The organism is Nonomuraea sp. NPDC052634 (assembly GCF_040678535.1).
Taxonomy (GTDB): Bacteria; Actinomycetota; Actinomycetes; order Streptosporangiales; family Streptosporangiaceae; genus Nonomuraea; species Nonomuraea fastidiosa.
This window is the reverse complement of sequence record NZ_JBFATY010000005.1, coordinates 114,346-133,874: the sequence shown is the minus strand read 5'-3', so window position 1 is coordinate 133,874 and position 19,529 is coordinate 114,346. Positions and strand designations below refer to the sequence as shown.

General features: G+C 69.9%; 20 protein-coding genes. 15 read left to right on the top strand and 5 right to left on the bottom strand.

Annotated elements, in window-relative coordinates:
- Positions 1 to 7 precede the first annotated feature (7 nt).
- The 12 genes from AB0K67_RS23085 to AB0K67_RS23030 all read left to right on the top strand — a co-directional run bounded on the left by AB0K67_RS23085 (position 8) and on the right by AB0K67_RS23030 (position 9,234).
- Positions 8 to 1,360 carry a hypothetical protein gene (locus AB0K67_RS23085; RefSeq protein ID WP_364063618.1) on the top strand — a complete coding sequence of 451 codons (1,353 nt, stop codon included), beginning with the start codon at positions 8 to 10 and terminating at the stop codon, positions 1,358 to 1,360.
- A gap of 34 nt (positions 1,361 to 1,394) precedes the next feature.
- Entirely contained in the window at positions 1,395 to 2,048 is a 654-nt protein-coding gene (locus tag AB0K67_RS23080) for a sigma-70 family RNA polymerase sigma factor (protein ID WP_364063615.1), read from the top strand.
- A complete protein-coding gene (locus AB0K67_RS23075; RefSeq protein ID WP_364063613.1) occupies positions 2,045 to 2,260 on the top strand; it encodes a hypothetical protein in 216 nt (71 codons plus the stop codon). Before AB0K67_RS23080 ends, AB0K67_RS23075 begins: the two co-directional genes overlap by 4 nt.
- A gap of 50 nt (positions 2,261 to 2,310) precedes the next feature.
- Entirely contained in the window at positions 2,311 to 3,075 is a 765-nt protein-coding gene (locus AB0K67_RS23070) for an SDR family NAD(P)-dependent oxidoreductase (protein ID WP_364063610.1), read from the top strand.
- Between the two features lie 32 nt (positions 3,076 to 3,107).
- Positions 3,108 to 3,584 (top strand): peroxiredoxin family protein, encoded by a 477-nt coding sequence (locus tag AB0K67_RS23065; protein WP_364063607.1) that lies wholly within the window; start codon positions 3,108 to 3,110, stop codon positions 3,582 to 3,584.
- Positions 3,585 to 3,597: 13 nt separating this feature from the next.
- Positions 3,598 to 4,734: a molybdopterin-dependent oxidoreductase gene (locus tag AB0K67_RS23060; RefSeq protein ID WP_364063604.1), complete on the top strand. Its 1,137-nt coding sequence runs from the start codon at positions 3,598 to 3,600 to the stop codon at positions 4,732 to 4,734.
- On the top strand, positions 4,731 to 5,123 hold the full coding sequence (locus AB0K67_RS23055; protein ID WP_364063601.1) for a hypothetical protein: 393 nt from the start codon (positions 4,731 to 4,733) through the stop codon (positions 5,121 to 5,123). The genes AB0K67_RS23060 and AB0K67_RS23055 overlap by 4 nt, the downstream gene beginning before the upstream one ends.
- Positions 5,124 to 5,209: 86 nt before the next feature.
- Positions 5,210 to 5,626 carry a hypothetical protein gene (locus AB0K67_RS23050; RefSeq protein ID WP_364063598.1) on the top strand — a complete coding sequence of 139 codons (417 nt, stop codon included), beginning with the start codon at positions 5,210 to 5,212 and terminating at the stop codon, positions 5,624 to 5,626.
- A 105-nt stretch (positions 5,627 to 5,731) separates the two neighbouring features.
- Positions 5,732 to 6,652: an ABC transporter ATP-binding protein gene (locus AB0K67_RS23045; protein ID WP_364063595.1), complete on the top strand. Its 921-nt coding sequence runs from the start codon at positions 5,732 to 5,734 to the stop codon at positions 6,650 to 6,652.
- Complete coding sequence (locus AB0K67_RS23040; RefSeq protein WP_364063592.1) at positions 6,649 to 7,353, top strand: ABC transporter permease; 705 nt, start codon at positions 6,649 to 6,651, stop codon at positions 7,351 to 7,353. Before AB0K67_RS23045 ends, AB0K67_RS23040 begins: the two co-directional genes overlap by 4 nt.
- A gap of 7 nt (positions 7,354 to 7,360) precedes the next feature.
- On the top strand, positions 7,361 to 8,593 hold the full coding sequence (locus AB0K67_RS23035; RefSeq protein ID WP_364063589.1) for a sensor histidine kinase: 1,233 nt from the start codon (positions 7,361 to 7,363) through the stop codon (positions 8,591 to 8,593).
- 5 nt (positions 8,594 to 8,598) lie between these two features.
- Positions 8,599 to 9,234, top strand: a complete 636-nt coding sequence (locus AB0K67_RS23030; protein WP_364064738.1) for a response regulator transcription factor — start codon at positions 8,599 to 8,601, stop codon at positions 9,232 to 9,234.
- Between the two features lie 7 nt (positions 9,235 to 9,241).
- On the opposite strand, the gene AB0K67_RS23025 is transcribed toward AB0K67_RS23030, so the two are convergent.
- From AB0K67_RS23025 to AB0K67_RS23015, 3 genes are read right to left on the bottom strand one after another with little or no spacing between them, the layout of a single operon-like run.
- Entirely contained in the window at positions 9,242 to 10,057 is an 816-nt protein-coding gene (locus AB0K67_RS23025) for a carbohydrate ABC transporter permease (RefSeq protein WP_364063587.1), read from the bottom strand.
- Positions 10,054 to 10,998, bottom strand: coding sequence for a sugar ABC transporter permease (locus AB0K67_RS23020; protein WP_364063585.1), 945 nt, complete (start codon positions 10,996 to 10,998; stop codon positions 10,054 to 10,056). Before AB0K67_RS23020 ends, AB0K67_RS23025 begins: the two co-directional genes overlap by 4 nt.
- Before the next feature lie 32 nt (positions 10,999 to 11,030).
- A complete protein-coding gene (locus AB0K67_RS23015; protein ID WP_364063583.1) occupies positions 11,031 to 12,269 on the bottom strand; it encodes a sugar ABC transporter substrate-binding protein in 1,239 nt (412 codons plus the stop codon).
- A 180-nt stretch (positions 12,270 to 12,449) separates the two neighbouring features.
- Here AB0K67_RS23015 and AB0K67_RS23010 point away from each other — a divergent pair, with 180 nt between their 5' ends.
- Together AB0K67_RS23010 and AB0K67_RS23005 are read left to right on the top strand one after the other, a co-directional pair.
- Positions 12,450 to 13,211: an FCD domain-containing protein gene (locus tag AB0K67_RS23010; protein WP_364063580.1), complete on the top strand. Its 762-nt coding sequence runs from the start codon at positions 12,450 to 12,452 to the stop codon at positions 13,209 to 13,211.
- A 232-nt stretch (positions 13,212 to 13,443) separates the two neighbouring features.
- Complete coding sequence (locus tag AB0K67_RS23005) at positions 13,444 to 14,721, top strand: MFS transporter (protein WP_364064735.1); 1,278 nt, start codon at positions 13,444 to 13,446, stop codon at positions 14,719 to 14,721.
- Here the strand turns inward: AB0K67_RS23005 and AB0K67_RS23000 are convergent.
- Both AB0K67_RS23000 and AB0K67_RS22995 read right to left on the bottom strand, forming a co-directional pair.
- Complete coding sequence (locus AB0K67_RS23000; RefSeq protein WP_364063578.1) at positions 14,711 to 15,916, bottom strand: cytochrome P450; 1,206 nt, start codon at positions 15,914 to 15,916, stop codon at positions 14,711 to 14,713. The two genes, AB0K67_RS23005 and AB0K67_RS23000, sit on opposite strands and share 11 nt — an antisense overlap.
- Before the next feature lie 80 nt (positions 15,917 to 15,996).
- On the bottom strand, positions 15,997 to 18,183 hold the full coding sequence (locus tag AB0K67_RS22995) for a RiPP maturation radical SAM C-methyltransferase (RefSeq protein ID WP_364063576.1): 2,187 nt from the start codon (positions 18,181 to 18,183) through the stop codon (positions 15,997 to 15,999).
- Positions 18,184 to 18,616: 433 nt separating this feature from the next.
- On the opposite strand from AB0K67_RS22995, the gene AB0K67_RS22990 reads away from it, so the two are divergent.
- The gene (locus tag AB0K67_RS22990) at positions 18,617 to 19,480 is read left to right on the top strand and encodes a TauD/TfdA family dioxygenase (protein ID WP_364063573.1); all 864 of its coding nucleotides are present in this window, start codon (positions 18,617 to 18,619) and stop codon (positions 19,478 to 19,480) included.
- Positions 19,481 to 19,529: the final 49 nt, after the last annotated feature.

Genomic DNA, 19,529 nt, shown 5'->3' with positions numbered 1-19,529 from the left:
TCGACCGTTGTCGCGTATCCCCCAAGGCGGAGCCTGGCTGCTCGCCTACTTCCTCCTCAGCAGCGTCGCCGAGGCGCTGCAAGCGGTCGCCATCCTCTGGGCGTCGTACGAGCTGACCCACAACGCCACCGTCACCGGCGTGGTCAACGCCGCCGCGTACGTGCCGGGCATCGTGCTCGGGCTCGTGCTGCGCAAGCGGGTGGACGGCGGGCACGCCTCGCGGCAGCTCGCCCTCACCAACTGGGCGCTGGCCGGCGGCTCGGCCGCCCTCGCCCTGGTGTACGCCGCCGGGTCGTCTCATGACGTGGTGCTGGGCGCGTTCATCGTCGCCCAGTGCGTGCTGAGCGTGGTCAAGGCGCTGAACAAGGCGTACGTCGGCCGCGTGATCAGGCAGCGGTTCCCGTCGCCCGCGGGCATCAGGCTGCGCGAGCAGGTGACCTCGCTCGGGCTGGTCGGCGGGCTGGTCGGCGGTGGCGCGGCGGGCCTGGTGCTGGAGACAGGTGCCGCCGGGTGGTGTTTCGGCGGTGCGGCCCTGCTGTACGTGCTGAGCCTGGCCTCGGCCTGGCGGGTCGGTTCCCGGCCGGACGCCGATACCCGCCCGGCCGCCGCGAACGGCCCCGGCGACGAGGGCTCGTCCGGCGAGGAAAACCCCGCCGGCGAGCGATCCGCCGCCGAGGCCCCCGCCGGGGCCGAGGTGGAGGCCGATCCCGTGCCGGAGCCGGAGCAGCCGCGCGGATCCGGTCCCGCGACGGGGCCGGGGCGCGGGTCCGGCTCCGCGCCGGACGCGGGCGCGGCGGGGCGGCTGCGGCTGATCCTGCTGTACTCGGTGCCGAGCAGCGGCTCGCTGCCGTTCATCTCGACGCTCACCGTCCCGCTGGCGCAGGCCGTCGCGCCCGGTTCGAGCACCCTGTACTCGATCCTCACCGTGGCGAGCACCTGCGGCGGCTTCCTGGCCGGGGCCGCGCTGTCCAGCGGCCGCATGTCCTCGCGCACGTTCCTGAACGCCGCGCTCGTCGCGGGCGGCGTGCTGTCGGCGGCGGTGGCCGCGACGCTGTGGCCGCCCGCCGTCGTGCTGGTCATGCTGGTGCTGAACATGGTGATGACCGGCCACGTCATGGCGATGCAGGTGCTGACCAACCAGGCGCCGCCCGAGGATCAGGTGGGCAGGTTCGCGGTGGTGCGCAACGCGGTCGCGGGCACGGCCAAGGCGGGCTTCTCGCTGCTCGCGGGCTGGCTGGTCGAGGCGGCGGGACTCACCGTGGCCTGGCTCTTCCTGGCGGTGGTGCTCGGCGTGTTCGGCGCGGCCTGGTGGACCGTGCGGCAGCGTACGGCGATCCTCCGCCTGGTCACCGTCACCTAGCCGGCCCAACCAGCGGGCTCGGTAGCATGCCCGCATGGGGGGAGGCATCTCGCCGGGGCGCGTCACGCTGGACGACGAGTCGGCCGAGTGGGTGCGCGCGCTGCGCGGCTCCGCGCCGGAGCGTCAGCAGGCCGTCGACCGGCTGCACGCGCTGCTGCTGCGCATCGCCAGGAAAGAGGTGGCCAGGCGCGCTGCGCGGCTCGGCGTGACCGGGCCCGAGCTCGACGACCTCGCCCAGCAGGCCACCTCCGACGCGCTGCTCGCCATCACCCGCAAGATCGGCGATTTCCGGGGTGAGAGCCGGTTCACGACCTGGGCGTACAAGTTCGTCGTGCTGGAGGTGGCGGGGAAGGTCGCGCGGCACTTCTGGCGCGACCCCGGCGTGCCGATGGAGGGCGAGCGGTGGGAGCGGCTGCCCGACCGGTTCGGGCTCGACCCGGCCAGGGAGTCGGAGTGGCGCGACCTGCTCGCCGCGCTGCGCCAGGCCGTACAGGACACGCTGACCGAGCATCAGCGCCGCGTCTTCGTCGCGCTGGTGCTCACCGGCGTGCCGCTGGACGTCCTGGCCGCCGAGCTGTGCACCAACCGCAACGCCATCTACAAGACGATGTTCGACGCCAGGCGTAAGCTCAGGGCCGCGCTCGCCGCTAAGGGTTACGTGGACGACACGATGGTGAGGCGCCCATGAACGACTGGGCCGAGCTCGACCGCTTCCTGCGGACCGACCCGCGCGACGTGGGCTGCGAGGAGGCGATGGCCATGCTGCACGTGTACGTGGAGCTGGCGGCCGAGGACCCCGCCGAGGCGGAGCGGCGTCATCCGGGCATCGCCGCGCACCTGCGCGCCTGCGGCCCGTGCGACGACGACTTCGAGGGCCTGCTCGCCGCCATCACCGAGTGACCTGCGTCACATCGCGGTAAGGGTTCGCCCCCGGTCGTCGCGAACGGGGCATGACCGATTCGTTCACAGGCAGGGCCGCCCTGGTCACCGGAGCAAGCCGGGGGATCGGCCGGGCCATCGCCGCCGGTCTGGCCGCGGGCGGCGCGAGGGTCGCGCTGCTCGCGCGGTCGGAGGACGAGCTGGCCGGTACGGCCGGCATCATCAAGGCGGCGGGCGGCACCGCGTACGTGGTGCCCGCCGACCTGGGCGACGAGGGCGAGCTGTCCCGCGCGATCGAGCGGGTGCGCGGCGAGCTGGGCCCGGTCGACATCCTCGTCAACAACGCGGGCGTGGTGTGGCCGCTGCGGCCCACGCCCACCCTGGACGTCGCCGACTACGCGGCGGCCACGCGCATCAACCTGCTCGCGCCGGTGACGCTCGCGGTGGCGTTCACACCCGGCATGGTCGAGCGGGGCTGGGGCCGCGTCGTCAACGTCTCGACCTGCGCCGTCACCCGCCCGGCCAGCATGATCGGCGGCAACGCGTACGTCACCACCAAGGCCGCGCTCGAGATGCACACCATCAACCTCGCGCTCGAGCTGGACGGCACCGGCGTCACCGTCAACGTCTACCGCCCCGGGGTGGTCGACACGGCCATGCCCGCCTACATCCGTGCCCAGGACCCCGCGAGGATCGGGGCCGCGCTGCACGAGCGGTTCGTCCGCACGCACGCCGAAGGGCGCCTGATCACGCCGGAGCAGTCGGCGAAGAAGCTGCTCGACCACCTGGCGAACGACGACGGCACCGCCCAGGTCTGGGACGCCGACGCCGCCTGACCAGCCATCACCCCGAGAGAGGAAACGACGAGATGAGCCTGCTCGACACCGGAGACACCTTCCCCGGCCTCACCCTGACCCTGCCCGGCGGGCAGACCCTCGACCTGCCGGGCGCGCTCGCCGGCCACTACGGCGTGGTGCTCTTCTACCGGGGCGCGTGGTGCCCGTACTGCAACGCCCAGCTCCGCGCGTTCCAGCGCTCGCTGGACAAGCTGGCCGACCTGGACGTCAAGGTGGTGGCGGCCTCCGTGGACGACGAGGCCACCACCAAGGAGACGATCCACAAGCACGGCCTGGAGTTCCCGGTGGGGTACGGCGCGGACGCCCATGCGTTCGCCGCCGCCACGGGCGCGTTCGTCAACGAAGACCCGCTCTACCTCCAGTCGACCGGCTTCGTGCTGGACCCGAACGGCCGGGTCCTGATCAGCGTCTACTCCAGCGGCGCCATCGGCCGCCTCGTCCCCGAGGACGTCGCCGGCCTGGTCCGCTACATCCGCGAGCACGTGTAACCGGGGCGGGACGATGAGCAGCCGACTGAGACGAGCCGAGGACGTGGCGAAGTCGCTGGCCGGCCGGTTCACCAGCACACTGCACTCGGAGCAGGTGGCGGCCAAACTGGGCATGTGGCTGGGCGTCAGCTTCACCGTCGCGTTCGCGACCGGGCTGTTCAGCCACTTCGTCCAGCACCCGCCCGCCTGGCTGCTGTGGCCGTCGCGGCCGGTCAACCTCTACCGGGTGACGCAGGGACTGCACGTCATCGGCGGCATCGCCACGGTCCCGCTGCTGCTCGCCAAGCTGTGGACGGTCTATCCCAAGCTGTGGCAGTGGCCGCCGCTGCGCTCGGCCGGGCACGCGGCCGAGCGGCTGTCGGTGCTGCTGCTGGTCGCGGGGGCGCTGTTCCAGCTCGTCACGGGGCTGATGAACATCGCCTACACGTACCTGTGGCCGTTCGGGTTCGTGCAGGCGCACTACTGGACGGCGTTCATCGTGTACGGCGCGCTCGTCATCCACGTCGCCAACGAGTGGGCCAAGGTCAGGCGGCACGCCTGGACGCGGGTGGAGCAGCCGGACCGCCGCCGCTTCCTCGCCACGGTGGCCGCCGCGTGCGGCGTGGCGGCGCTGGTCACCGCGGGCGAGACCGTCACGCCGCTCAAGCGGCTCGCGGTGCTCGCGCCGCGCGATCCGGACGTGGGGCCGCAGGGCGTGCCGGTCAACAGGTCCGCCGCGGCGGCCGGGGTCACGCAAGTGCTCGGCGACCCGGCGTACCGGCTGGTCGTGACCGGCGCCGTACGTACGGAACTGTCGATCAGCTACGCCGAGCTGGCCCGCATGCCGCAGCACACGGTGCGGCTGCCGATCGCCTGCGTGGAGGGGTGGAGCGTGGAGTGCGAGTGGACGGGCGTGCGCCTGCGCGACCTGATCGCCGCGGCCGGCGGCGCGCCCGACGCGTTCCTGACCGTCGAGTCGCTGGAGCGCAACGGCTACTACCGCAGCAGCGAGGTGCGCCCGCCGCACTGGCAGGACCCGCTCACCCTGCTCGCGCTCAAGCTCAACGGCCGCACGCTCGACCCCGACCACGGCTATCCGGTACGCCTCATCGCCCCGAACCGGCCGGGCGTCATGCAGACCAAGTGGGTGGGGACGGTGCGGGTCGCATGAGATGGATCATGTACGCGGCCGGCGCCGCCCTGGTGCTGCTCGGCTTCGCCGGGCTCATCGCCGAGAGCAATCCGGTGGGCTGGGCCGTGTGGTTCGGCGGCGCGGCGGTGGCGCACGACGCGATCCTCGTGCCTCTGGTGCTGCTGGCCGGGCTGGCACTGCGCAGGACGGGCTGGGCGGTGCGGGCCGCCGCGATCGTGGCGGGCACGGTGACGCTCGCGACCCTGCCGACCGTGCTCGCCCTGGGCCGCCGCGGCGACAACCCGTCGATCCTGCCGCTGGCTTACGGCCGCAACCTGCTCCTCGTCCTCGCCGCCCTCGCTCTTGCCGCCCTCCTGCCCAGGCTGTGGGAGCTCTTGGCCCGGCTGCGCCGCCGCCCCCGGGAGTGATGGATCAACACGTTCTCAACACATCCTCAACACGCCCATGCCCAGACTTCTGATCGAGAAGTCACTTCGAGGGATGGGAGAGGCATATGCGGTTGCTGAGCAAGGCTGCGGTGGCGCTGGTGGCCGCCGGAGTCGCCCTGTCGGGAGTCCCGGCCGCCCACGCTGTGGCAGCCGGGCCTCCCAAGGACGAGCAGTGGTACGTCAGATGTGCGCGCGTCAGCACGACGACCGGGCCCAACCTGGACGACGGCTATGGGGTGATGAAGGGGTCGTTCAACCTGAAGAAGGACCCGGCCCAAGGCGCGTGCAACGTCACCCGGATGCGCGCGGGGCAGGTGCTCTACTTCCACTGCTGGAGGAAGAACTCCCACGGCAACCTCTGGGTCTACGGGCGGATCAAGGGCACCAGGACGCACGGGTGGATGTCGCTCGCCAACTTCCGCTCGGTGTACAAGACCGACCATCCCCGGTGCGACTGGAACAAGGACAAGGACCACACGTAAGCCGCGCATCCACCGATCGGTTGATTCGCGGCTCAGCCGTATCGGCGCCGGTTCGTGGCCGGCCGGGCGATTCGGGCGAGGGGCCTCTCCCGCCACAGTAGGGGCATGGCGGTTATCGAGGTGGACGCGCTCGTCAAACGGTACGGCGGGCTGCCGGTGGTGAACGAGGTCTCGTTCTCCGTGGCGGAGGGTGAGATCTTCGGCATCCTCGGCCCCAACGGGGCGGGCAAGACGACGACGGTGGAGTGCATCGAGGGGCTGCGCCGGCCGGACGGCGGCTCGGTCAGGGTGCTCGGGCTGGACCCGGTCAAGGATCGGCGGGAGCTGAGCCACCAGGTCGGCGTGCAGCTCCAGCAGTCGCTGCTGCCGGAGAACATCAAGGTGGAGGAGGCGCTGCAGCTCTTCGCCTCCTTCTACCGATCCCCCAGGGATTGGCGGGGGCTCCTGGAGGATTGGGGGCTGGCCGACCGGCGCAAGGCCAGGTTCGGGGCGCTGTCGGGCGGGCAGAAGCAGCGCCTGTTCATCGCGCTGGCGCTGGTGGGCGATCCGAAGGTGGCCTTCCTCGACGAGCTGACGACGGGCCTGGACCCGGCCGCGCGCCGCGCCACCTGGGAGCTGATCAAGCGGGTACGCGCGGCGGGCGTCACGGTCGTCCTGGTGAGCCACTTCATGGACGAGGTGGAGGAGTTGTGCGACCGGGTCGCGGTGTTCGACCGGGGCAGGATCGTCGCGCTCGACACCCCGGCGAACCTGATCTCCGCCGTGGACGCCGATCAGCACCTGCGGTTCAAGCCGCTCGCGCCGTTCGACGACGCGCTGCTGACGGGGCTGCCCGGGGTGGTGTCGGTGACCCGCCAGGGCGAGCAGGTGATCGTGGCGGGGCGCGGGGAGTTCGCGGTCGCGGTGACGTCCGCGCTGGCGCGTGAGCGCGTGCCGGTGGCCGGGCTGCGCGTCGATCAGCACACGCTGGACGACGCGTTCGCCGCCCTGACGGGACGTCCGTTCGACGGCGGGGAGGACGCGTGACCGGCTTCGGAAGTCTCGCCCGCGTCGAGTCCAAGCTGCTGCTGCGCGATCCCGGCGCGATCTTCAGCATGGTGATTCCGCTGTTCATCCTGGCGGTCTTCGGCAGCGGCGCCGCTCCCGGGGACGTCGCGCTGCCCGCGATGTCGATGACGGTCGCGGTGGGCCTGGTGGGGCTCTACATGGTGCCGACCACGCTGGCCACGTACCGGGAGCGGGGCATCCTGCGCCGGCTGTCCACGACCCCGGTCAGCCCGGTCACGCTGCTGGGCGTGCAGCTGACGCTGCAGCTCGTCTTCGCGGTGCTCGCCTCGGCGCTGCTCGTGGGCGTCTCGGTCGCGGCCTTCTCGGCGGCCGTGCCGGCGCGAGCCGTGACCATGGCGGTCGCGTTCCTGCTCGGCACCTCGGCGGTCTTCGCGATCGGCCTGCTCATCGCCGCGACCGCGCCGAGCGGCCGGGCCGCGAACGGCATCGGCGTGCTGCTCTACTTCCCGCTCGCCTTCCTCGGCGGCCTGATGCAGCCCAAGGAGGCCATGCCTGAGGTGCTGGCCGCGATCGGGGAGTGGACCCCGCTGGGGTTGTTCCGCCAGGCCGTGTTCGACGCCTGGAGCGGGGCGGCGACACAACCCCTCATTCTTGCCATAATGGCGGCATATGCGCTGGTAGTTGGTGGGGTCGCGGCGCGAATCTTCCGCTGGGAGTGAGGTACGCGTGAGCGAGCAACCCGAGACCGCGCACACGCGCGTGACCCTCGGTCTCGCCGCCGTGCCTTACGTGCTGCTCGTCGTCTCCGCCGGGCTCGCGCTGCTCACCGAGGACCTCACGACGGTTCAGCGGAACGCGGTGATCGTGCTGAGCACGCTCGCGGCGGCCTGGACGGCGTGGCTGGTCACGCTGTGCCCCGCCCGCACGGCGAGCGCCAGGGGCGCCGCCGTCTACATCGCCGGCCTGGTCGCGCTCATCGCCGCGCTCGGCCTGCTCAGCCCATGGTTCGCCGGCTTCTACGCCTTCATCGGCTACTTGCATTCATGGCAGCTGCTGCGCGGACGCTGGCGGATCGCGGGCGTGGCGGCCACGGCGGCGGCCGCCGTCACCGGCTTCTTCGGCGGGCTGCCCGGGCCCGATCCGGCCGTCATCTCCTCGTACGTGCTGGTCATCGCCGCCATCGTGGTCATGGTCGTGCTGTTCAGCCTCTTCGGCGACATGATCAACGATCAGAGCGTACGCAGGCAGCAGATGGTCGAGCAGCTCGCCGCCACCAACGCCAGGCTCGAGGAGACCATGCGGGAGAACGCCGGGCTGCAGGCCCAGCTCCTCCTGCAGGCCCGCGAGGCCGGCGTCACCGACGAGCGGCAGCGCATGGCCAGGGAGATCCACGACACGCTGGCCCAGGGGCTGACCGGGATCATCACGCAGATCCAGGCCGCGGTGAAGGCCGAGGACGATCGCGACGCCTGGCGCCGTCACCTCGACAACGCCGCCCGCCTGGCCAGGGAGAGCCTGGCCGAGGCGCGCCGGTCCGTGCACGCCGTGGGCCCGGCCGAGCTGGAGTCCGCCCGGCTGCCCGAGGCGCTGGCCGACGTGGTGCGGCGGTGGGAGTCCGTGCACGGCGTCCCGGCCGCGTACACGACGACGGGGACGGCCAGGCCGCTGCACCCCGAGGTGGAGGTGACCTTGCTGCGGGTCTGCCAGGAGGCGCTCGCGAACGTGGCCAAGCACGCCCGTGCCTCCCGCGTCGGCGTCACCGTGTCGTACATGGACGACGTGGTCACACTGGATGTGCGCGACGACGGACGCGGGTTCGTGCCGGGCACCGGTGGCGGCTTCGGCATGACGTCCATGCGGCAGCGCGTCTCCGCGCTCGACGGCACGCTGGAGATCGAGTCCGAGCCAGGCACGGGCACCGCCGTCTCCGCCACCGTCCCCGCCAGGGAGCCCCGATGACCGCGTTGCACGAGGCGTCCATCCGGCTGATCGTCGTCGACGACCACCCCATCGTCCGCGACGGGCTGTGCGGCATGTTCGCGGGGGAGCCCGGCATCGAGGTGGTCGGGGTCGCGGGCGACGGCGCGCAGGCGGTCGCGCTCGCCGAGGAGCTGCGGCCCGACGTCATCCTCATGGACCTGCGGATGCCGGGCACCGACGGCGTCACCGCGATCAAGCGGCTGGCCGAGCGGGGGAGCACGGCCAGGGTGCTCGTGCTGACCACGTACGACACCGACCGGGACGTGCTGCCCGCCATCGAGGCGGGCGCCACCGGCTACCTGCTCAAGGACGCGATGCCCGACGAGCTGGTCCGCGCCGTCCGCGCCGCCGCCCGTGGCGAGTCGGTGCTCTCGCCGTCGGTGGCCACCCGCCTGCTCGGCCGGGTACGCGCGCCGTCCGACCCGCTCAGCGCCCGCGAGCTGGAGGTGCTCGGCCTGATCGCCCGGGGCTGCACCAACAGGGAGGCCGCCGCGCGCCTGTTCATCAGCGAGGCCACGGTCAAGAGCCACCTGCTGCACATCTACGCCAAGCTCGGCGTCAACGACCGCGCCGCCGCCGTCGCCGCCGCCTTCGAACGCGGACTCTTCGACCGCCCCTGACCGCGCCTCAGCCCTTGGTGGCGCCGGCGGTCAGGCCGGAGACCACGTACTTCTGGACGAAGAGCGCGATCACCATGATCGGCAGCGTGACCACGGTGGTCGCGGCCATCAGGCCGCCCCAGTCGATGCTGGCGTACCCGACAAAGTCGAAGATCGCCACGGGCAGGGTCTTGGTGTCCGCGTCGGACAGCACCAGCGCGAACATGAAGTTGTTCCACGAGAAGATGAACGACAGGATCCCCGCGGTGGCGACGCCCGGCACCGACAGCGGCAGCGTGATCCGCCGGAACGCGCCGACGTGCGTCAGCCCGTCCACCAGCGCCGCCTCCTCCAGCTCCGTGGGCAGGCTGTCGAAGTAGCCCATCATGATGTAGACCACGAGCGGCAGCGAGACGAACATGTGGCTGATGATCAGCACCCCGAAGCCGCCGACCATGCGCAGGTTGGAGAAGACGTAGAACCACGGCACGAGCAGCGACACGCCGGGGATGATCCGGGCCATCAGCACGACCAGCGCCGACTTCTTCATGTTGAACCGGCTCATCGAGTACGCGGCCGGCACGCCCAGGATGAGCGAGGCCACCGTGGCGGCGAACGCCACCCACAGGCTGTTGAGTATGAAGTCGATGTAGTTGGCCTGCTGGAGCACCTTGCCGTAGTTGTCCAGCGTGGGGGAGAAGGCCAGCGCCTTAGCGGGGTCGTAGATGTCGACGTTCGTCTTGAGCGACGCGGCGACCATCCACACCAGCGGCGCGATGAGCACGAGCACCACGACGGTGAGCGCCACCGCGCGGAAGATCCGGTACGCGGGCCGCAGCCTCATCGCCGTGCCTCCTTGCGCCGGGCGGTCAGGGCCCACATCGCCCCGATGATGATGAGGAAGAAGAGGATGAGGACGGTGGACGAGACGCCGTACTCGTTGTAGTCGAAGCTGAGCCCGTAGGCGTACACGTTGAGCGTCTCCACCTCGTGGAAGGAGCCGCCGCCGCGGCCCTTGGTGGCGTACAGGATGTCGAAGGTCTTGAGCGCGTCGATGCCGCGCAGCAGGACCGCGACGGTCAGGGTGGGCGTCAGCAGCGGCAGCGTGATGTGCCTGAACCGCTGCCAGGTGCCCGCGCCGTCGATGAGCGCGGCCTCCTGCGGCTCGTCGGACAGCGAGGTGAGCCCGGCGAGCAGGATCAGCACCACCATCGGCGTCCACTGCCACACGTCGATGAGGATTGTGGTGGGCAGCGCGGTGTGCTGGCCCGCCAGCCAGGGCTGTGGGGAGATGCCGAACCAGCCGAGTATCTGGTTGGCCAGGCCGATGTTCGGGTCGAAGATGAGCCGCCACATCATGCCGACCGCGACCGGGGTGGCGACGAGCGGCAGCAGGATGGCGACGCGGACCCACCGCTCGCCCTTGAACGGCCGCCACAGCAGCAGCGCGATCGCCATCCCGAGCACCACCTCGAACAGCAGCGCCGTGAGGGTGAAGGCGGCCGTTCTGCCGACGGCGGGCCAGAACCGCTCGGTGTCGGTGAGGACGTCGAGGTAGTTCCGCAGGCCGACGAAGTCGCTCTCCGCGCGGACGGAGCCCTCGGCGTCGGTGAGGCTGAGGTAGATCGTCCAGGCCAGCGGGAAGACGAGCAGCACGGCGACGAACGTCATCGCCGGCGCGGCGAAGAGCCATTTGCGGTGATCGTCCACCCAGCGCGCCCACCCGGGGGTGACGGGGGTCTCGGTGGACGCGCTGCGCGGTGGCTCGGTGGTGGTCGTTGCCACGGGATCTCCAGTGAAGAGGCGAGGTAGAGCGGCTACCTGGCCTCGTCGTCCAGGAACTTCTGGAACGCGGCGTTGGCGGTGTCGGCGGCCGCCGCCGCGTCCTTGCCGGTGATCGCGTCGACGATGGGCTGCCCGACGATCTCGCGGGACTCGGCGACCTTCACCACCAGCGGCCGGTCATGACCGACGCCGCCCTTGGTGCTGGCCGCGATGGCCTCCGCCAGATCCTTCGGGAAGGTCGAGGTGCCCTCGGGGTCCTCCCACACGGACGTACGGGCGCCCGGGACGCCGGCCTTCTGCTGGGCGAGCGTCTGTTCCTTGCTGGTGGCCCACTCGATGAACTTCCACGCGTTGTCCGCGTTCTCGGAGGCCGCGTTGATGCCCAGCGCCCACGACGGGATGTTGTACGGCTTCGACCCGGCCGGCCCCTCAGGGAACGGCGCGAAGCCCACCTTGTCGGATACCTTCGACTTCGCGGGGTCGGTGGCGTTCTGGTAGAGCGAGTTGGCCTCGGTGTAGAAGGCGGCCTTGCCCTGGGTGAAGATGGCCATCGCCTCGGGCCAGCTCATGTCGGTGCTGACGTTCGCCGGGCCGGCGTCCTTGATGAGGCCGCCGTAGTAGGCGTACGCCTGCTTGGCCGCGTCGGTGGCGACCGCGGCCTTGCCGCTCGCGTCCATGAAGTCGCCGCCGAAGCTGTAGAGGAAGCTGGAGAACTGCGTGACGGCAGCGGACTTGCCGGTGCGCGCGACGAACCCGGCGACGTCCGGCTCGCTCTGCTTGATCTTGAGCGCGGCCTCCTTCAGCTCGTCGAGGGTCTTCGGCGGCGCGTCCAGCCCGGCCTTCTCCAGCAGGTCCTTGCGGTAGTAGAGGACCTCCTGCTCGGTGATGATGGGCACGCCGACCGGCTTGCCCTCGTACGTGGTGGCCTCGACGGGCCCGGCCTGGAAGTCGGAGTAGTTCCAGTTCGCGGCGGCCTTGACCCGGTCGGTCAGGTCGGCCAGGTACTTGTTCTTGGCGAAGAGCTTCCCCTCCTGGAGGGGGCGGTACATCATCACGTCGATGTCGGCGGAGCCGGCGTTCAGCTTGACGTTGTACTGGTCGGAGAGCTGGTCCTCGCCAAGCTGGGTCACCTCGACCTTGAGCCCGCTCTGCTTCTCGAACTCGGGCAGCGCCTTCTTGATGTTGTCGGTCCACACGTGGTTGGCCAGCGTGACCCGCAGCGTGGTGGACGAGCCTTCGCCGTCGTCGCCGCCGCAGGCGGACAGGGTCAAGGACGCCACCACGGCCAGAGATGCACCGATGATCGACCGATGTCGCACGTGATCTCGCCTTTCTGTCATGGTCGCTGCCCCCAACGCGCCATGTTTCCGTTACATCGGGTTAATGCGGGGATGCTAGGACAAAAAAGCAGACTTATTCAAGAGTCGTCTCTCGATAGATATGCTTTATATGTGACTCAGTCCTCCCCCATGGGCGCACCAACCCCATCCGCCCCTGCCGAGGCTGGGCTGCACGCTCGCGTCCTCGACCGGCTCGGCACCGTCATCTGCAACGGCGACATCCCCGCCGGCTCGGTCATCAGCATCGACGACCTGATCGACCGCTATCAGGTGTCCCGCTCGGTGATCCGCGAGGTGCTGCGCGTGCTGGCGTCCATGGGGTTGATCGAGACCCGGCGCCGCGTCGGCATCATGATCCAGCCCCCCAGCGCCTGGAACGTCTTCGACCCGCAGGTGATCCGCTGGCGGCTCGCCTCCGACGGGCGCATGGCGCAGATGCGCTCGATCACGGAGCTGCGCACCGCCGTCGAGCCGCACGCCGCCTTGCTGGCCGCCGCCCACATCAGCGACGACGACGCGAGCGAGCTGGTGGGCCTCGCGGCCAAGATGTGGGCCGCCGGCAAGGCCGGCGACGAGCAGCGCTTCCTCGACCTCGACATCGAGTTCCACCGGCGGGTGCTGGCCGCGTCCGGCAACGAGATGTTCGAAAAGCTCCACGTGATCGTCGCCGAGGTGCTCGCGGGACGCCACCACTACCACCTGATGCCGCACTATCCGGACGAGCAGGCGCTGCACCTGCACACCGACGTGGCCCAGGCGATCCAGCGCCGCGACGGCGAGCGCGCCAGGCGGGCCATGGTGGGGATCATGGAGCAGGGGTTCGCCGAGATGAAGTCGATGTGGGAGCGAAACGCCGAGCCCGGCGGCGCGTGAAAGACCCTTAAACGGCTGACAGACCCTTGCGCGGCCCTTCTTGATCCACTTAACATGACCGAAAGTCCCCCTTACCGTGAATCCTGAGGGAAAGTCAGGTCGCATATGACAACTCTCGGCATCTGACGGGCACTCGCTGAGCTTTCTGAAAACGGCCTGACCCCGGGCCTCCGAAGATTGGATCGCAGGTGCACGCTGTAGTGGCCGATGTCATTTCCGTGGACCGGTGCAGATGATGTCCGCGGCTCCAGAAGAGCAGACGAAAGGGTGGGGCAGGCGCCTGCTCGAATCCGTCGAGATGCAAACCGGGCCGCGCCGGGTCCTCGCCGTCTCGACATTGGTCAACACCGCGGGAAACGGGCTCTTCATCACCGCGGGTGCGCTGTACTTCACCCGGGTCGCCGGCCTGTCCGCCGTGGAGGTCGGTGCGGGACTGACCATCGCCGGCTTCGTCGCGCTCACCGCCGGCATCCCGGTGGGGCGGATGGCCGACCGGTGGGGCCCGCGCCGCCTGTGGGCCTGGTTCCTGGTGGTCGAAGCCTTGGCCATGGCCGCTTTCCTGCTGGTCGACTCGCTCCCGCTCTTCGTGCTCGTCGCGTGCGTGAGCCAGTTCGCCGCGGCGGCCAGCCAGACCGCGCGCATGCCGGTCTTCCGCCGCATCGGCGGCGCCGGCGCCACCCGGCTGCGCGCCGTCCTGCGCTCGCTCGTCAACATCGGATCGAGCGTCGGCGCGCTCGCGGCCGGCGTCGTCATCACCGTCGACACCCAGGCGGCCTATACCGTGCTCATTCTCGCGAACGCGGCGACGTTCGCGGTGAATGTGCTGCTGGTGATGATGCTGCCGAAACTCGAACCGCTGCGCACGAAATCCACGGCGAAAACCGGCGTGGCGCTGCGGGACCGGCCATTTCTGGCGGTCACCGTACTGTGCGGCGTCCTTTCTCTGCAGGGGCCGGTGCTGACATTCGCGATACCGCTGTGGATCGTGCAGCACACCGAGGCTCCGCGCACGCTCGTCGCCATTCTCGTCACCATCAACACCGTCATGGTCGCGCTGCTGCAATTGCCCGCGACAAAAGGCATCGACGGCGTGCTTCTCGCCGGGCGCGCGGCCCGGGTCGCGAGCTTCGGGCTGCTGGCCGCATTCGTGCTCTACGGCCTGACGTCCGGGCTCGGCGCTGTGGCCGCGACGGTGATCCTCGTGGCCGGCACGATCGTGATGACGCTGGCCGAGCTGCGCTACGCCGCCGCCGAGTTCGAGCTGAGCTTCGGGCTCGCGCCGGTCGAGCTTCAGGGTGAGTACAGCGGCGTGTTCGGGCTCGGGCAGGGCCTGGCGGGCGCGGCGGGGCCGTACCTGCTGGCGGTGCTCGTGCTCGGCGTCGGCGTCCCCGGCTGGATCGTGCTCGGCGCCCTGATGGTCGCCGCCGGCCTCCTGCTGCCCCCGGCCGTGGCCTGGGCCGAGCGCACCCGTACGCATGAGCCCGAGGCCGGACAGGAGGTCACCACGTGACCGGCAGGCGTTCCAGGCCGTAGATGACGCTGGCCTCCCTGGTCGGCACCTCCTCGCGGGGCACGGCGAGGCGCAGGCCGGGGAGGCGTTCGAACAGCGCGGGGAACGCCAAGCGCATCTCGCTGCGGGCGAGCTGCTGGCCGAGGCACTGGTGGATGCCGTGCCCGAAGGCGAGATGGCCCATCCGCCGCCCCGCGCGCGTGAACCGGGTGAGGTCGAGCCGCTCGGGGTCGTCGAAGCATTCGGGGTCGCGGTTGGCCGCCGACAGCGACATGCAGACCACCTGGCCCTTCTTGATGGTGACGCCCTCGATCTCCACGTCCTCCAGGGCCGCCCGCATCGGGCCGATGTGAATGATGGTGAGATAGCGCAGCAGCTCCTCGACCGCGCTGTCGATCAGCGACGGGTCCTGGCGCAGCGCCGCGACCTGCTCGGGATGCTCCAGCAGCGCGAAGGCGCCGAGCCCCAGCATGTTGGCGGTGGTCTCGAAACCCGCCCCGAACAACATGAAGCCGATGTTGGTGAGCTCCTCGTCGGTGAGGTCGCTGTTGTTGATCAGGTCGCTGTAGAAGTCGTCCGTCGGCCGTGCCCGCTTGCCCGCGATCAGCGGCGGGAACAGGCTCTGCATCGTGAGGAACGCCTCGACGAGGTCCTTCTGCTTGGTGTTGAGGTTCACGGCGACGCCCATCGCCCGCTGGAACTCGCCGCGCTCGCTCTCCGGGATGCCCAGCAGGTCGCAGATGACGGCCGACGGGATCGGGATGGCGAACTCCTCGACGAGATCGACGGGGCCGCCCGAGCGTTCCATGGCGTCCAATCGGTCGTTGATGACCGCGGTGATGCGCGGTTCGAGCTGCTTGATGCGCCGGACCGTGAACTGGGCGATGAGCAGCCGGCGGTAGCGCGTGTGCTCCGGCGGGTCCATGCGGATGAACATGCCGGGCTCGGACGGCTGCCGCTTCGTGGAGATGTCCCGCGCGACCGGCAGGTGCATGAGCTCGCGCCGGTTGCTGAACCGGTCGTCGGAGAGGATCTTCCTGACGATGCGGTGGCTGGAGGCGAGCCAGCCCTCGTGCCCGTCAGCGAACGTCATGGGGGTGAGGGGACGCTCCTCGCGGATCTTGCGGAAGACGTCCGGCGGGTCGAACGGTCCTGGCCTTTTGTCGGTGGGAAAGCGGAAAGCGGTCTCCGTCACGGTGACTTCCTCAAAGCTGTGAAGGCCGTCGCGGGTGACGGCCCTCAGGGGGAGAACGGGGGAGCCTGGCGGCTGCGGAGTCAGGCGGCTCCGGTCAGCACGGGAAGCTGCTTCGGCACCCGGACCGCGGGCTTCGGGCCCGGCAGCCGCCGCCGGTGCAGGATCGGCAGGCCCAGATAGCTGTCGTCGTCGCGTACGACGAGGCCGGCCGCGAGCAGCCGGTCGAGAGCGCCCGCGATCTCCTCGGCGGGCACCGGCACGGGCAGCGCGCGCTCGATCGCCTTCGCCGACCTGAGCTGGTCGAGCGCGATGAGCACGCTGCTCGCCGCCGGGTCGAGGTCGAACTCCCTCTCCGAGTGCGGGCGGGCCGGGCGGGTGTCGAGCACGCGCAGGTGATCGCCCATCCAGGACGCCTCCAGCCGCGACTCGGGATGGTCACGGCGCCACCGGTCGGCCGCCGCCCGCAACGCGGCCAGCACGCCCTCGGACGCGAGCGGCCGGTCGCAGCGCATCCGGAAGAAGTACGCCATGTCCCGGCGCTCGGCGCGGGGCAGGTCGGCGTAGATGTGGTCGTAGGCGATCTCGTGTTCGAGCTCGACGATGCCGAAGTCGGCGCCGGACTCGTAGAAGGGGCTGAACCGGTCGGCGCGGGCGGGGCCGACGTGCTCGGGCGGCGACAGGTGCGTGACGAGGCCGAACAGCTCCGGCAGGTCGGCGTAGTCGTCGTCGGTCTCTCCGGGGAAGCCGTGCAGGTAGTTCCACGACACGTCGATGCCCAGCTCCGTGCACCACTTCATGGTCTGCAGGTTGCGCAGCCTGGTGGTGCCCTTGCGCATGGCCTCCAGCAGCCGGTTGCTCATCGACTCGATGCCGGGCTGCAGGTGGTAGACGCCCGCGTCGCGCAGCAGCATGAGCTGGTCGAGACGGAGGTTGGCCTTCACCTCGTAGTGGAGTGTCACCTTCAGATCCGACTGCGCGATCATCGGCAGCAGGTCATTGAAGTAGCGGTAGTCGAGGATGTTGTCCACGACGAGGACGTCCGTGCGGCGCTTGCCGCCCTTGCCGTACTCGTGCACCAGCCGGCGCAGCTCGTCGAAGGCCCTGGCGGCCGACTTGCTGCGGAACGCCATCGTCAGGCCGTTCAGCCCGCAGAACGTGCAGTGCTTCTTGTCGCCCCACCAGCAGCCGCGCGAGGTCTCCAGCGGGACGGCGGTCTCGACGGGCAGGGTGCTGCCCGGGCGGGTGGTCCGCAGCCGCGCGTAGAAGTCGTGGTACTGGGGCACCGGCAGGTCGTCCATGCTGGGGGCGGTGCCGGCCTCGATGACGGCTCGGCCGCCCGGATGCGGCTCCACGCGGTCGCTCCAGAACGTGTCGGACTCGACCCAGCCGGGGCGGGCGCCGGCCGCGCGCAGGTCGCGGACGAACCGGCTGATCAGCCACTCGGCCTCGCCGCGGAAGACGTAGTCGATGGCGGGGTAGTTGCGCAGGACCGCCGAGCCCATGGGGCCCTCGCAGTTACCACCGCCCATGATGATCGTCAGGTCGGGGCGGAGCCGCTTGAGGCGCTTGGCGAGCCCGAAGCTGGCGGCGTTCTGCTGGAAGGTCGAGGTGAAGCCGACGATGTCGTAGCGGCCCCAGATCTCGTGGCGGGCCAGCGCGTCGAGGAACGGCTCGGTCAGCTCCTTGATCTCGCCGAGCCGGTAGACGGTGGCGAAGTCGGCGAAGTCCGCGTGCTCGGCGAGCAGGACCTCGGTGAGGAAGCGCTCGTCCGCGCCGTCGGACCGTTCGGCGAACAGCCACTCGCCGACCAGCGCCACCTTCGGCGAGCTGGTGCCGATGCGGTTGTAGGTGTCGTTGCCGACGGCCTCGGCGAAGTCGAGATTGGCGTAGATGACGTCGGCCGCCAGGCCGTCGGCCGCGAGGGCGGACTGTAGCAGCGAGACGCCGATGGACGCCCAGCGGGTCTCGGCCCACGGCATCACGACGAAGGCCACGCGCGGGGATCCGTCATCGGCCGCCGGCTTCGCGGCGGCGATGTCCAGGCTCACCGTCGCCAGGTCGCCAAGGCTTCGCCCGCCGCCTCCGCGGGCGAAGAAGGACTCGATCTCCTTGAGCATCGATACGCCGGACGCACTCGACGGATCGATTCCGGCGGCACGCACGGCTGACGACGCGTCATCTCGTAGTGCTTTTCGAAAGGAGGGGTCGATGAACGTGCGGGTCAGCAGCGCTCTCTGGTCGCCGGAGAGCTCGCTGGAGACTCCCATATGCGCTTCCCTTCCATCAGTTATACCGGGAGGCACAGCAGATTCCAAGATTCTAAGCGAAAAGGATGGCCGCGCAACCATTGCGACGCCTCACAAGGTGGCTTCTCAATACCGTCTCACAATCATTGCCCGGCAAAACTGAGTTCTTGACCGAATGCAGTCAGGGTGTTATAGGAGCCGTCGGCCTCGAGGGGCTTGAGGTCGCCCAATGTGTACGGGACTGGAGTGCTTGACGGGGTGTGTACCGGAGCTTACGATCACTTAACGTCCGGGCCAATAGATGGGGAAAGGAGGATGACGTGAAGAAGCGCTATGTGAAGCCCGTCGTGCGGCACATCGACCTTTTGGGCGCTGTGATCATCGACTAGCTCGACGGAATGGTGTAAGAAATGCACAGGCGGTCCATTCAGTGTTCACTCGCGAGGGAAGAGTCTTGAGTGAGATCTGCCTCCGTGGAGCCGACCGGCGTGAGCTGAGCGAAGTGGCGTCGGTGGTGATTGGGTGGTCACTGGATGGGCCGTCCGTCGAGGCTCTGCGGGATAGGGCCAGGAAATCCGAGTCGCTTCAATCGATCGGCCGGGCCGTGCGCCACAGGCTCCGCGAGGACGGTTACGCGCTGCTGCGCAACGTCCCGTGCAGCGAAGACGCCGAGCTCGTCGCCCTCATCGGCCTCGTCGCCGTCCCCTCAGCGCTGGGCAACGGCGACACCCTGTTCTTCGACATCTCCCCTGACTCGTCGCGGTCCGAAGACGTATCCGGCACCAAAGCCGAGTTCCCGCTGCACACCGACTCCACTTTCTTCGCCATTCCTCACGATTTCCTCGGTCTCGCCTGCGTGCGAAACAGCGACTCGGGCGGCGAGTCGATTATCGTGCGCGCGGCCGATGTGGCGGAACGAGTGCGGGCCGTCGGCGGCGACGAAGTACTCGCCGCGCTCGGCGACCAGGTCTATCCGTTCTATCTGCGCGACCCGCTCTTCGGACACGGCATCCAGCTCGTCCCCATTCTCCATCGCGACGGCGACGAGTGGTCCATTCGCTACCGCCGCGACATTCTGACCGCACTGGCCGAGCGCTTCGACCTGGACGATATTCACCGGCGCGCGCTCACCGTGCTGCACGAGGTGCTCGCCGACCCGGGTTCGTTCGCCGTGCAGGTGCGTCTGGAAACGGACGAGCTCATTCTCATCGACAATCATCATGCGCTGCACGCCAGGACCGCGCTGGGCCCGGGCGAACGACGGCTCAGAAGGGTCAAGGGCTATTTCCTGGAGAACTCCGCCCGGCGAGTCCTTTAACTGATCGCGCCCTCCCCGAAATAAGTCCGCAGCGAGCTGCGAGAATATG